This window comes from Chryseobacterium sp. HNCC26DJ238 (assembly GCF_057180465.1).
The window spans coordinates 1-13,502 of record NZ_JBXUGI010000014.1; the positions used below are offsets into that span (position 1 = coordinate 1).

Annotated in this window: 12 protein-coding genes; 2 read left to right on the forward strand and 10 right to left on the reverse strand. The window is 30.5% G+C overall.

The window, feature by feature from the left end:
- Positions 1-147 precede the first annotated feature (147 nt).
- Positions 148-1,272 carry a pepsin/retropepsin-like aspartic protease family protein gene (locus AC2A07_RS13725; protein WP_484050886.1) on the forward strand — a complete coding sequence of 375 codons (1,125 nt, stop codon included), beginning with the start codon at positions 148-150 and terminating at the stop codon, positions 1,270-1,272.
- 105 nt (positions 1,273-1,377) lie between these two features.
- Here the strand turns inward: AC2A07_RS13725 and AC2A07_RS13730 are convergent, their stop codons facing one another.
- From AC2A07_RS13730 to AC2A07_RS13745, 4 genes are all read right to left on the reverse strand, one after another.
- Positions 1,378-1,767 (reverse strand): hypothetical protein, encoded by a 390-nt coding sequence (locus tag AC2A07_RS13730; protein ID WP_484050887.1) that lies wholly within the window; start codon positions 1,765-1,767, stop codon positions 1,378-1,380.
- A 104-nt stretch (positions 1,768-1,871) separates the two neighbouring features.
- Positions 1,872-2,180 carry a hypothetical protein gene (locus AC2A07_RS13735; protein WP_484050888.1) on the reverse strand — a complete coding sequence of 103 codons (309 nt, stop codon included), beginning with the start codon at positions 2,178-2,180 and terminating at the stop codon, positions 1,872-1,874.
- A 138-nt stretch (positions 2,181-2,318) separates the two neighbouring features.
- The gene (locus AC2A07_RS13740) at positions 2,319-2,432 is read right to left on the reverse strand and encodes a type I restriction-modification system subunit M N-terminal domain-containing protein (RefSeq protein ID WP_484050992.1); all 114 of its coding nucleotides are present in this window, start codon (positions 2,430-2,432) and stop codon (positions 2,319-2,321) included.
- 358 nt (positions 2,433-2,790) lie between these two features.
- The gene (locus tag AC2A07_RS13745; RefSeq protein ID WP_484050889.1) at positions 2,791-3,015 is read right to left on the reverse strand and encodes a helix-turn-helix domain-containing protein; all 225 of its coding nucleotides are present in this window, start codon (positions 3,013-3,015) and stop codon (positions 2,791-2,793) included.
- Positions 3,016-3,502: 487 nt separating this feature from the next.
- Between AC2A07_RS13745 and AC2A07_RS13750 the strand changes: the two genes are divergently transcribed.
- The gene (locus AC2A07_RS13750; RefSeq protein ID WP_484050890.1) at positions 3,503-3,925 is read left to right on the forward strand and encodes an XRE family transcriptional regulator; all 423 of its coding nucleotides are present in this window, start codon (positions 3,503-3,505) and stop codon (positions 3,923-3,925) included.
- Positions 3,926-4,100: 175 nt separating this feature from the next.
- Here AC2A07_RS13750 and AC2A07_RS13755 read toward each other — a convergent pair whose 3' ends face one another.
- From AC2A07_RS13755 to AC2A07_RS13780, 6 genes are read right to left on the reverse strand one after another with little or no spacing between them, the layout of a single operon-like run.
- Entirely contained in the window at positions 4,101-6,101 is a 2,001-nt protein-coding gene (locus tag AC2A07_RS13755; protein WP_484050891.1) for a DUF262 domain-containing protein, read from the reverse strand.
- Position 6,102: 1 nt separating this feature from the next.
- The gene (locus AC2A07_RS13760; protein WP_484050892.1) at positions 6,103-7,482 is read right to left on the reverse strand and encodes a DUF262 domain-containing protein; all 1,380 of its coding nucleotides are present in this window, start codon (positions 7,480-7,482) and stop codon (positions 6,103-6,105) included.
- A 31-nt stretch (positions 7,483-7,513) separates the two neighbouring features.
- Positions 7,514-8,407, reverse strand: a complete 894-nt coding sequence (locus AC2A07_RS13765; RefSeq protein ID WP_484050893.1) for a restriction endonuclease — start codon at positions 8,405-8,407, stop codon at positions 7,514-7,516.
- Between the two features lie 33 nt (positions 8,408-8,440).
- Positions 8,441-9,850: a restriction endonuclease subunit S gene (locus AC2A07_RS13770; RefSeq protein ID WP_484050894.1), complete on the reverse strand. Its 1,410-nt coding sequence runs from the start codon at positions 9,848-9,850 to the stop codon at positions 8,441-8,443.
- Between the two features lie 2 nt (positions 9,851-9,852).
- A complete protein-coding gene (locus tag AC2A07_RS13775) occupies positions 9,853-11,319 on the reverse strand; it encodes a nucleoside 2-deoxyribosyltransferase (RefSeq protein ID WP_484050895.1) in 1,467 nt (488 codons plus the stop codon).
- Positions 11,316-13,502, reverse strand: a complete 2,187-nt coding sequence (locus tag AC2A07_RS13780) for a type I restriction-modification system subunit M (protein WP_484050896.1) — start codon at positions 13,500-13,502, stop codon at positions 11,316-11,318. The genes AC2A07_RS13775 and AC2A07_RS13780 overlap by 4 nt, the downstream gene beginning before the upstream one ends.

Sequence of the window (13,502 nt, forward strand, 5' to 3'; positions counted from 1 at the left end):
TTAAGAAAGAAAGTTGCCTGAAGAGAACAACTTTTTCTATTTTTCAAAATAATGAAGATTCTACTGAAATAAAAAATCCGCGTCAGTTTTAGTTGTGAGACGGATTCTTTTTTATATCCTATATTTGTTTTTAACAAAAATCAAAAAATGAAAAATCCTGCAATACACTGTTTGACGATTTTCTTCTTACTTTTTCCTTTATTTTTTAATGCGGCAACGATTCCTTTTGAATTGATTGACGGAAAAATTGTGATAGCAGTAAAAATTAAAAATGACCAGCATCATTTTATTTTTGATTCCGGAGCATTCACCATTATTTCAGCAGATTTGCAGGATAAGATCAACGCAAAAAAGACGAATATAATATTTGAAGGGACAGACGCAAATAATGCCAAATCCAGGATGGATGTTTTCTCCACAAACAAACTGCAAATATCTGATATGGATTTAAACGATGTTAAATTTTCCTTTGCTGATGTCAACTGGATGAGTTCTCGTGCATGTAGGAAAATAAGCGGGATTTTTGGAGCCAATATGATGAAAGGTAAAATCTGGAAAATTGATTTTAAAAACAGGAAAATGACAGTGTCGGATCAGATTGGTGATTTAAACTCAGCAAATTCGTTACAGATTCCATTTTCTGAGGAGGATTTTACAGGTGTCCCTAAAATAAATGTTAAGATAAGAAATCAGAACCTGGAGTATATTTTTGATACAGGATCAGGAATGGGATTTACGCTTGATCAAAATTCCTATAACAAAATCAAAGACGATCAGTTTCTAACATTTGAAGGGTTGTTAGCTCAATCAATCAGTAGTGTAAGTACAGGAGAAAGGTATGTTGATTTAATGGAGGTGCAGATCAATAATGCTGAAATAGGAGCTCAGATGGTAGATAGCAGCCCGGATGCAAGAAATCTTCTGGGAACCAGGTTTATGGAAAACTATGAGGTTCAGCTTGATTTCATCCACAAAAAAATTATTCTGCAATCCAACGGAAAAAAACCTGAATATTCAACTTTTGGAGTTACTCTTGCGCCAATGAAAGATGACCTTGTCATCATCAATAAACTAAAAATCCCTCAATTATCTTCATTAAATCTGAAAGACAAAATTGTGAAAATTAATCATTTAGATATTTCGAAAGTCAATTCAGAAACATTTTGTGAAGTTAAGAAAATACTTGACAGCAGTTCATCAATAACAATCGAAACTGTAGGGAAGAAAAGCTTTACTTTAGAGAAGAAGAATGTTTTAGAGTACCTCAGATAAATAATTACAGATTTTCAGATATCTTTTGTACTGAGTATTTTGCTGCATTGATCTTTATAGAAATGTTTCATAGAAGCACTTCAGCCTCCATATTGCCAACCCACGTTACCTGCCATTTTTCTTTTGTCCGTTTTGTATGATTTCAATGATAGAATATCTGAATACTTTTCCTGCTTCGTCGTGTCCAACCTTTGCCAATTCTCTTTTAGGGAATCCGTTTTCAGTTACAACCTGTCCTGTTACTTTGATAATTATGGGCAGATTTTCTCCGTTGAAAAGTGAGTCAGCATCAATCAGCTTTTCATCAGCAGGTTCTAACCAATAATTTTGTTTTCTGTCAGTGTTTTCGGTTTTTCGGGTTTCACTCCATTGAGCACAGGTGCAAGAAATCACATTATAGATCAATGTCAATGTTTCGACTTTGCTCTCAGCTTTGAAATTTGGATTGTTAATTACTTCAAGCTTTGTGTATCTGAAAATTTTCGCTTTCGGCATTGGTTCTTCCGTTTCAATAGTTCCTTGTGGATAATCTTCTTTTTCATAAAATTGTCCTGTAACTTTAATTCTGTGTCTAGATGCATCAAAATATATTGGCAGTTCTAAAGTCTTGTCGGCAGGTTCAATGTAAAAGTGCAGTTTAAGTAATTTTTTGTTGTGTCACTATTTGCATTGTCTTTAGATTGGATCCATTGTGGACAGGCACAACCCCAAGCAGTATATTCAAATTCTAAATTTTTAACTGTAGCCGTCAGATTGTTTGTTGAGTCAGAAATTACTTTTTTGTAATTCTTCTCAACTTGTTCATTCACTGTAACTTCATCAGCATTTATTTTAGTTTCTGTCTGTCCACAGGAAATCAATATGAAGTTACAAAGCAAAATTGTCAATATGTTATTATGTTTTATCATTTGTTCGGTGTTTGATTCATTAATCTAACAGACTCGAATTGAATGGCGAATCCATGAGGAAAGAAAGGAGTTACCAAGAGGTAATATTTTATTATAGTTGAATACTAATTAACACCCGAAAAACTGTAGTGCCAGTCTTTATCTCAAAGATTTGTCATTCGCAAGCTTGAGGAGAATCAAGCTCAATACCACGTGCTTGTATTCGGAAGGCTCTACAGAACCTCTTAATTTATTAGTAGAATCCCACAGGATTCTTCGGTATTTTTAGTTTTTGCAGCTGTTTTCGTTGCCTTTATATCTTTTCTGAATAGATTATTTTAATTATTCGTATAACTAAAGAACAATAAAACAAAAAAGGAGAATACGCATTAAAAGTTTATTTTTAATAATATTTTGTCTTAAGCCCACAATTAATACAAATTAAAGTGAATTGTTATTCAATAAATTTCACTTATACTTTTAAAGATTTAAGACCGATCTGTGCTATAAGAAAATAAAAATTGATATATGTGTAAGCTTTAGCACCATAGTAAAAATAATATATAATAATAAATCAACCACTTAAAACATACTAATTGTGACTTTTGCTATTGTCCAAGAGTAATTTTTCCTAATTTAATTTAAAATCAAATAGCTCCTGTGGATGTACATCTAACCCTTTGGCTAACTCTTGAATAGTAGAGATTCTAAGATCTACTTCCCCTTTTTCTATTTTACTAATATTACTATGATCAACATCACACTTTTGAGCCAACTCTCTATAACTCAAATTAAGCTTTTTTCTAAAAATCTTTATTCTTTTCCCAAAAGCTATTCTAAATTCTAATTTATCCATTGCAGTCAACATTGAATAGACAAATTGATAAGATTTAAAGAAATTTTTGTAGTCGAATTAACCTACATTAAATAAAAATGCTTATATTTGCTATCTAAGTTATAACATTGGTTTTGAGATAGTTCAAAAAAAACATGTGCCAATGCTTAGATTTCAACCGGAAAACTAAAACTTTTCAAAAAACAACGAGTTGATCGTTACATGTTCTCACTACCTTGAGTGAGCTTATCAATCGTTGCTCAGTATGTTGGTGCAACTTGTCAAAATCGGAATTTCAAAAGAACGCAGATTTGTTCTTCACAACCGGAATTTTCACAACTTGACGGCCAAAATAAAATACAGAGCAGAAAAAGCCAATATCTAATTAATCATTTGATAGCTTAAGAAAAATAACGATGGCACCTGTTAACCCGCAGGTTTTAGGCTATGGACACTCACTAAATAAAAGAGTATAAACAGATTTGTAGGATTTTTTATTACCAATAATATGGAACAGAAAATACATCAGGGAAAAAACATAAAACGCTTCAGGGAAATGCTGGGAATCAAGCAGGAGGCCCTGGCTTGGGATCTTGGCGATGATTGGAGCCAGAAGAAAGTTTCGTTAATTGAACAAAGAGAAGTCATTGAGGATCGCATGCTGGAAAAGATTTCCGGAGTATTACAGGTTCCTGCAGAAGTTTTTCGAAATTTTGATGGAGAACAGGCTGTGAATATAATTTCCAGTACATTTATCAATAGGCATAATTTGATAGGTAGCCCTCCAGGGATTTTATCAGGAATGGTTAATAATTACAACTCTCTCGATAAACTGATCGAATTGCACGACCAAAAAATTTCGCTCTACGAAAGAATGCTGAAAGAAAAGGATGACATGATGGAAAGGATTGAAAAGCTGATCAATAAATAAAACATCAGTAATTCGGGATAATTACAGAAGCAAATAATACAATAGTAGTATTTATCGTGATATTTTTTTTCTAAATCATATATTGTATTACAAATCTACAGAATTTTTAATATACATATAGCAAATTGAAACAGACTCACATACAGAAAAACTTTAAAATTGTAACTTTAACAATTCATATTTTCTCTTTAAGTAAAGAGATTATTTCATCCTCATGTTCTTTTATTTCATTTATTCCCCAAGATAAATCTGGATATTTATTAAACATTAAATACTGTTTAACACTATCAGCGGTTGAGCCATTTTTGTAATGTTCCTTTTTTGCCTTGGGTTGATAATTGTTCATTGCAGAATTTTTACTATGGCTTATCAAGGTTAAATTTCCTATAGAATGTAGAAATTTTTCATCTAATTTATCATCACTATCTTTCGGATTTTGAGGATAATAATGCTCTACAGAACTTCTAAATGTAAAATCAAAATTGGAAATAAAACTAAAATATCCTCTAATTCCACTTTTCTCCTGTAATTCTTTATGAATAAGTAAGTAATCAATATAATTAAAAACTAGATTATTTTCTAAACTTTCATATCTCACTTTTGACCAATCCAAATTTTGGACATTGATTTCTGATGGACTCTGATAGATAAGTTCATAGTATCCCTTAGGTTTTGAAGATAAAAACCTATTAAAGACAAAATTTTTAGCAAGATTACGAAGAAATTCCATATACTTTTTTGAGGAAATATCTTCATTTGAGTAATTATCGTAAAGATAATTTAAAGTTGCATTTAACCAGTGTTTATACATCATGTTTGGTGCTACTGTGTGAAACATACTCAATAACCAAATCAAATCTTTGGTATCAAAATTAACTTCAACAGAGTTGTCTTCGTCAGAATTTCCAAACGTATTAATATAACTCTGTGACTTATTATTATAATAATATAATCTCTTTAAGCTCCAAGAGTCCTTATTATTAAGAAATTCTCGTTTTATCACATAATGATCCAATAAATATTTTGTTTTCAAAACAGTAAAAGAAAAGTTTTTGACAAATTCAATTTGGTCTTTTGCTTTTAAATTCTTTAGAAAGTCAAAATTTGTAATAAGTTTTTTATCATCTAATGTTGCATCTTCATTTTTAGTTTGAATGAGTAAGCAATGTAAGATAAAGTTTTGAAAATTTATTAGTGAATTAAAACGTTCTGAAGTTTCCGTTGTTCCTTCTTTAAGAATCGTACTATAGCTGTTATCACTGATTATTGCATCTATTGAAAAACCATCATCTTCATTTTCTAATTGATTACTTAAACTGTCTAATGTTTTTTCATCGAAATCTACATGTTGCAAAACTTCATCAAAAGAAGAAACAATGAGTCTGTCCCAGGTGTTACTAAATATTTTTGATCTTTGGTTTTTACTAAATCCATATTGTATATAGCGCTCCATTTGTGAGCACCCTTCCCAAATAGTATTGAATAATACTTTGGATTTTTCACAATCTATATTATCCTCAATCTGGTCAAGATAGCTTAAGAGAAAAGATTTTAGAACTTCATGTTTCTCAAGTTGTTCACCCCGATTATTCATGATTTCAAAATAATGATTTAAATCCGTTCCTTGTGGTACATTAACTTTCAAAATAATCACATTCTCATTCAGGTATGAAATAAACTTCAAAAATTCATCAGAGGTATTTTGATACTCGCCAAAAAGAGTCTTCAATTCTTTTTCTATGATGTGATAAGCACTTTCTATTGAAGTATTGTAATTAACAGTAGTGTTAAATTTCCCTTCGTATACCAAATCTAAAGCTTTAGATGAAAGCCTTCTATTTTCAAAATCAAGAATAATACTTTTGAAATCTGCTAATTCGGTTTCTAAATGATATACATTCTTTAATACCGAATACAAAATGTTCAACGTTGTTAATCTTTGTTGCCCATCAATGGTTTCATATAGTCCAGACTCTTGCTCTTTTTTAAAAACAACTAAAGTACCAATGTAATATTTCTGTTCATTTTTACTTTTAGAAGAATCGAATATATCATGAATAAGTTGGAGTATTTGACCTTCCTTCCACGCATAATTACGTTGATAAAGTGGAATTAGATATTTACCCGATCCAAAAATCTTACCTAAGCTAAACGCCTTAATATCTTCCGTACTCATACTATAAATAATTTAGGCTTTTGAATAAATCTAATATCTCACTGGTTTTAGAAGATTCAAAAGGGTTTGGAGTAATTTCTAATGTAGAATCAAAAATGTGTTGAGGTGTAAAAGAATCATTTATTTTTTTAAAAAAATTATTATCTAAAACATAATTATCAACTGATGGAAATTGTAAACTTTGATAATCTAATCTTAAATTGTAACTCCAAATAAAAAAAAATTGTATAGCTGTATTTAACGACTCTTCCCCAAATTTATCAACATAGAAAATCAATATCGTATCAAACAATAGCCTTGTATATTGATCTCCCGTTCGGTTTCTACCTTCGTAACTATTTAATACTTCTATTATTTCTCTATTCTTCTCGTTCAGAATAGGATTGTTTTCAATATCTTTTATTTTAGTTTTGAAGACCAGATAATAGTGTCCAATCATTTCAAAAAATCGTCTACCATTGATTATCGCTTCATTGATTTGGAAAGGATAATCCATTTGATGTTGATTAACCCTGCTATAACAGCTAGCATTATACTCATCTATATAGTGATGTAAAATTCTTAAACTTTTGGAAAAAGGATAATTATTCAACTCATTGATATCAATGCCTTTAAAAAGATAGATATCATTTTTTGTAAAATCTCGTGAGGATTGGGCTTTAGCCCAACCTTTTATTCTATAAAGATAATGAGCAAATAATCTTGCCATTTCTTCATCTTCTGCATTTTCCCAAGTATCAACAATTTTAAATTTTTTCTCTTGATCTGAATCATCAAAAGCTCTTAAGTGAAAAGCCTTTAATAAATCATGCGGATCGAGATCTTTTCCTCTAGCATTTTGAGAATCAAAAAACTGGAAAGCTTCAGAAACATCATTAAGCTTGAAAACGATGAACTCACAATTATTGAGCAAAAATCTAATCATCTCTTCGTCAAAATCAATTACAAGACGTAATAGCTCCTTATAATTGATATAAATATTTTGTTGAGATAAAGGATTTGAAAATTTAAAATTTACTAAGTTACTTCCTAGTGCTTGAATATCTTTTTTAATATCGGAAGGAGGATAGTCTTCGTATACTTTAACTAATGCTTTTATTATAAGTAATAAAGTAATGGTACGTTGTTGCCCATCCACAATATCTAAACATTTTTTTTCTTGATTATTATGAATAACAATTGTTCCAAACCGATAAGTCGGCTTTTTACAAAACGTTTTTATATCAGCAACTAATTGTGTAACATGTCTTTTGCTCCACTTATAAGGTCTCTGATAAATCGGAATTTTAAGTTTAGAATTACTTAAAAAATCTTTGACTTTTACAACATCATGTTGCAATTCGTTCGTATTATTTGCATCAACGGATAAAGATTCGATCATCTGTATTTTTTTAACTTTTTTTTCTACAAATCTACTCTCCAACAAAATAGATGGGATGTAATGGCAAATGTTGTTTTTGTGAATCATCTAATTTATGATAATAAGATTGCCACAATGAAATAAATCGTTCAAAATCGATAAGCTCTATATGTTCTCTTGAATCTTTTGCTTCTTTAATTGCTGGCTTTGAAAACGTTCCGGATGTCACAAAAATTCCAACATCGGTATTTCTTTTTAGAGTTCCTGCTAATTTTTGAATTTCATCGCTAGAAACGGCATCATTAGGGCGATGCTTTACTTGTACAATTATTCGGGGTTGGCTCGTGCCAAGAGGATCTGTATAAGCAATAATATCAATACCTCCATCTGGACCTCTTTTCGCTACATCCGAGATATAATACCCCATGACCTTTAGTAACTCTGCAACCAAATCCTGAAAATCATAAGGGTTTTTAGATATAATGTATTTTCTAATCCCAATATAGGCTTCATCTTCGTACTGGCTGATTACAGATTTTTGCACTTGCAAAGCATCTTCTTCATTGTCAGTTGATAAATCTTCTTCTAGGCTTTCAGATTTCCTCTTTCCGTCCCATTCTCTATATAATTTTGTTGCAGTGCTCAATAATCTTTCAGCACCTAAATCAAGGGCTTTCTCTCCCTCCGCAGTAAGTATCCAAGTGCCTTTCTGTTTTCTTAGGTAGCCCGCTTTCATACAATCTATCGTGTAGAAATGCAATATAGATTCCCAACGGATATATCCTGTTTTTTCGTATCTGTGCTTCTCGTAGTCATCAAAAGAGACCGTGTCTCTTATTTTGTCTACTATTTCTTTACCACGCATTTCTCCACCATTGTCTTGTAATATGGATAGTGCTGCAAAAATGGTTTTCTCGGCTATTTTTTTTGATCTTGATTTGGACACGGTTATATTTTTATGAAAATGTTTAATATTATTTTATCCCAATATCATTATTTCTATTTGTTGTTTGGCATGTGCCAAAACTTGCTCTGCTTCTTGTTGTAAAGCTTTGGCTTGCGCACGGATGCCTTGTATATGTGTAGTAATTTCGTTTTGTTTTTTTAATGGGGGAAGTGGGATTGGCATTTTTTTAAATTCTTCTGAATTGATGTTTGATTGAACCGCTGGTCTTTCAATTGCAGTTACCCAAAATTTATATATAGAAGAATTACAATAATAAAATAGAAAATCAGGATTAACTAACTTATCATTTATGACAAAACGAATTAAATAACCTGCAAATATTGCGGGATAATTAATGTTTTTATGAATATAGCATTTGCCAACTGAACCACTTCTAGCAAAAAGAATATCATTAAAATTTAATAGATATCTATCATCAGTGTTATTTGCAGTTTTAGCTTTATCAGTCTTCAGTTCTCCAATTTCATCAATATCAGTAATTCTAATATATCGAATATCATCTTCTGAAACTATTTTTGTTGCTTCTTCATTGGCTCCATATTGAGGATTTTTAAGTAAGAATGATTTTAATTCTTCAAATTTATAATTTGCTGTTTGCGAAATTAAGTAAGCAATTTTAGAATTATAATCAGGATCTAACCTACTACTGCTAACTTCGCTAAATTGTGTTGTAAAAATGCGAGCTTCTAGGCTATTGTCTTTTTCGGGTAAGATAATACCTAACTCGTTTAATAAATAAGTATCTATACTATCAAGTAAAAATTTGGCTTTTGCTTCTTTAGTTTGTTTTTGATTGTAAGCATTAACGTAAGTGTCTACAATTTGTTCTTGAATGTCTTTTGGAGGAATTGGGATTTTTACATTTCCTAAATCACTTAAGTTTAATCTTTCTTGAATTCCACCTTTCTTTTCAATTTCAAATAATCTAAATCCAACCTCAGTATCTATTAATATTTGAAGATATTTTGTTAGCAAATGATTATTCGTTTTATTTCGTAAAATACCAACAGCTCTATTAGCAGTAGAAATAGGAAAATTTTCAGGAACAATTGCATTTAATCCTAAAGAAGCCATAATTGATATTAATAAATCATTTGGATAGATATGACATCTTTTAATTTTATTAAAATAATTTTCAGTAATGAAAATAGGTCTTTGACTTAAAATCTCTCCATTTTTAATATCTTGAGCTCTTAAATATCGTTTACCATTACCTTCCTTCGCTATTTCTTCCTCGGGTAATTTATCATGGTCTCCATCTTTAACAATAAAGTGTTTTTTTATTTGAACTAAGGGATATTTGAAAGAGCTTAAAAAATTAAGTTTATTAATAAAAAATTTAGAATCCCATCTATTCTCTATCTCTGATCGTTTTACTACAAAAACTTTGTTGTTATTTAAATGTTGTGGTATGATGTACATGCTTAGCTAATTTTAAGATCTTCTTTTAATAAACTTATTAAATTTCTTGTAACAATACCTTTAACTGCAGAGTAGTAAATAGCTTTATTATATGGGATATATTGTAATTTATCCATATCAAAAGGAGGTATTTTAGGATCTTTTTCATCTTTTATAAGAATCATTGGCTTGTCCATTCCTTCAGCTAAACCAACTTCAAAAATCACATTTTTATTACAACCTGTAATATCAGCCACAAAAACATCACATTCTTTAATCGATTTTATCAATCTACTATCGATACGCTGACTTTTTCCACTAAAACGCATAATTGGTATTAACTCTACGCTTGTGTTTACTTTAGTGCTTACTTCCTTACATATTTCCTTAAATAGCGCATTGTACTCATTTACTTCTGCATGGCTCCAATATGGCATTGCAACAAATACTTTATAGGTTCTTTTAGCGTGAATTGATTCAAAAATTTTTACTAAGGTTAAAGGTTTTACTTCAGTAATATCATTAAGATGATTATTAAAAATCCATTGCTTAAATTTTTTATTTTTGTTCGCATCAAATTCATTCTGAGCAAAAACTAAAGCCAAGACAATATTTTTATGATCAATAATTGACTTTTCTCTAAACTCTAAAACTAAATTGTCGATTAATTGTAAAGAACTTTGTAACCTATCTAAATCCAAAGTAATACCATCTAATTCGCTTACTTCTAAAATGAATGACTTAACATTTGAATCAATAATATCTTTTAATCCTAAGTAATTATACGCTTCAAACCTAAAATATAATTCCCTGGCAAGGCTTGCATTAGAGTTTATCAATTGATTGACTTCTTCATCGGAAAACAAATCTTTTTTAAATAGAGACTTAAGATTTTCTTCAGATGTTAGTTGTACAGCTTTCGAATTAATTAAATGGAAATATGCAGTTTCATTTTTTATGGCTTCTTCATCTTTAAATTGAATAAGAATATTAAATGGTACAACATAATTTAATAATTCTTCAAATTCTCTTTTTTCTTCTTCTTCTTTTAAATTTAAAATGAAGTCAATTGCGGATAATCTATGATTACCATCAATTCTGGAAAAAATTTTATCGTCAAATGATTCAGGAATTTCTAAACTTATAGATCTTAAACTAGGGTTATTTAATTTGTCTGAATTCAAATACGCTTTGAAATCAGTGTTTTTTGGTGTGTAAATAATACCATTCTCAAAAGCATATTTTGTCCCATTTACAATTTTTCCTACTACATCGACTTCAGAAATATTCCAACATAGGGTTAATTCAGAAAAAAAACGATAATTAGATTCTTTATAATACTTTACAATTTCCTGTATTCTGTTCTCATCATGCTCTCTTTGATACTTATCATCAGAAGCTGATACCTTAGCTAAATCTCCAATTTTCGCAAATCCTCTAAAACATAGCTGATGGCCAAAAACATGGTCTAACATACCTCTTAAAATCATAATCTCTCTATTGAATTAATAAATTTTGTAAGTTCTTCACTAATAATATCTAGTTCGTTGTTACTTGTTGGCTTGCCTGCTGCATCATATCCAATATCTTCAGCAATAGCCATGAAAATATCGTAGTTTTCTGATGAATTAGCTTGTAAATATTCTTTTATGGCAGTTTGATAGGCTTCTGTCAATTCTTCCTTTAAATTATTAATTCGTTCCGTATATGAAGCACTTAATTCTGTTTTCCATGCTTTGTATTCTTCTGTTTTTTTAAGCTCTGTAATGCTTAGTGTAGAATCTAGATTTATAAAACCCTTTAATTCTTTAATATCAGCATTCTTTTCCTTCTCCCATTTTTTTATGGTATTGATATAATCAAATTTCTGTTTGAGACTGTGCTGAATACTTAGTTTTTTACTTTGCCAATCTTCAGTTTTAGAAATAGAATTTTTCATTAAAAATAGAACAGAGCTTTTAACTCCTGCCCCTGTCGCTGCAAAAGCTGTTTGAGGCATAGAAACCACAGCTACAATACGGAATTTTTCATCTATACCATCACGAATATATTGTAAAGAACTATTAGTTAATATACCATCTGGAATGACAATCGCTAGAAATCCCTTAGGCTTTAAGAAATTATAACATTGTTCTATAAATAAGACTTCTGTACTTTGAGAATCACGTGTTGTAATTGTATTCGTTTCTCTAGGGTCTAACCAATCTGGTGATTTCTTTGCAAAATCAAACATTCCTAAATACGATTTTTCTGTTTTTTTAACTGTACTACCAAAAGGTGGATTGGTTACAATACAATCGAATGAATTGTATTTGAATCCTTGATTTTTAGTTACATTTTCAATTGCTTTTTCATCTAATAAACCGTCAGATGTAATCACATTGGTATGTCCATCATCATGAATAATCATATTCATTTTAGCTGCACGAGAAATTTGCTCATTTATTTCGATTCCAAAAAGATTCTTTTCTGCGAAATCGTGCCAAAAACGGAAATGCTTGAGTTTATTTTTAGGATTAATTTTATGATCAGGATAAATTTCATTCGCTTGCTCACGTACTTTATTTAAAGCATACAACAAGAAACCTCCTGAACCACATGAGGTATCTAAAACTTTAGATTCATTTGTAATTGGCAGAACATCTGTTGCAAATTTTACGATAGGACGTGGTGTGAAATATTGCCCAAAATTCCCTCTAAAGAATGAGTCCATAAAAGTTTCAAAAGCACGACCTTTCGCATCCAAATCGGTTTCACTGAGATTGATATCTTGCAAATAACCAACTACAGTTCTTATTTTTTCAGATGTTAATCGAATGTTATCACGAAACACTTCTGGATCTTTTTTACGACCTTCTTCATAAAGCCCATTAATACGCTCAGCTAATTCTTTGTTTTCTGCTTGTCTTCTTTTGCTTCCATCAGGATATTCTTCTGCATCTTTGGTTATGATTTGAAAGTGATAAGGCATTCCCGAAGCTCTATCTTTCCGTTCATCCCAAATTTTACAGAAAATTAGTTTATCCAATTCATCAAATGCTTCAGAAGGATTAAGTTGTCCACCAGCCCACAAAGAATCATGCGCTTGTTTAAAGCGACGTGTTAATTCATTTTGCCCAATTACTTGAAGTTCGAAGAATTTTTGTTTTCCTTCACTAGTTTTTATAGAATCAGCATCATACACATACTTGTAATTTGCCATTTTATTCACTCCATATTGTGGAATGTCAGGTTGATTAATACGAGCATGCTTATGTTTATCTACTTCAAAATATTCATCCTTTATCCCTGAAGTAACCCAAACAAATTTCACATTATTAGGTAAAGCATAGGCATAGCTATAGGCTTGTTCAACAGCTTGAAGAAACTCTTGTTCACTTACCTCTTGTTGTTTACATTCTACCAAAATGTGCGGTATCAAATGTTCGTCATCATTGTAAACTATAATATCCGCTTCCTTTTTACCTGATCCCATAGTAACTGACACAAACATTTTCATTCTCTCAGGTTTGTAACCATAATCAAAAATTAATTTCAAGTATGTTTCAGCTTGTACCTTTTCTTCGGGGTTAGTATAATTTTTCGATTTATTAAGTTTAATATATTTTATTGTCTTTTCGTCTTCAGAAATACTGATAATACCTTTGTCGACTCCTTGTTGTAATAAGCTCAT

What these genes read in the sequence shown, in the direction of transcription:
- AC2A07_RS13735 (WP_484050888.1), bottom strand. Translation starts at nt 2,180, where the DNA reads ATGATAAAACATAATAACATATTGACAATTTTGCTTTGTAACTTCATA.
- AC2A07_RS13770 (WP_484050894.1), bottom strand. Translation starts at nt 9,850, where the DNA reads ATGTACATCATACCACAACATTTAAATAACAACAAAGTTTTTGTAGTA.
- AC2A07_RS13780 (WP_484050896.1), bottom strand. Translation starts at nt 13,502, where the DNA reads ATGAGCTTATTACAACAAGGAGTCGACAAAGGTATTATCAGTATTTCT.
- AC2A07_RS13730 (WP_484050887.1), bottom strand. Translation starts at nt 1,767, where the DNA reads ATGCCGAAAGCGAAAATTTTCAGATACACAAAGCTTGAAGTAATTAAC.
- AC2A07_RS13775 (WP_484050895.1), bottom strand. Translation starts at nt 11,319, where the DNA reads ATGATTTTAAGAGGTATGTTAGACCATGTTTTTGGCCATCAGCTATGT.
- AC2A07_RS13750 (WP_484050890.1), top strand. Translation starts at nt 3,503, where the DNA reads ATGGAACAGAAAATACATCAGGGAAAAAACATAAAACGCTTCAGGGAA.
- AC2A07_RS13725 (WP_484050886.1), top strand. Translation starts at nt 148, where the DNA reads ATGAAAAATCCTGCAATACACTGTTTGACGATTTTCTTCTTACTTTTT.
- AC2A07_RS13760 (WP_484050892.1), bottom strand. Translation starts at nt 7,482, where the DNA reads ATGATCGAATCTTTATCCGTTGATGCAAATAATACGAACGAATTGCAA.
- AC2A07_RS13745 (WP_484050889.1), bottom strand. Translation starts at nt 3,015, where the DNA reads ATGGATAAATTAGAATTTAGAATAGCTTTTGGGAAAAGAATAAAGATT.
- AC2A07_RS13755 (WP_484050891.1), bottom strand. Translation starts at nt 6,101, where the DNA reads ATGAGTACGGAAGATATTAAGGCGTTTAGCTTAGGTAAGATTTTTGGA.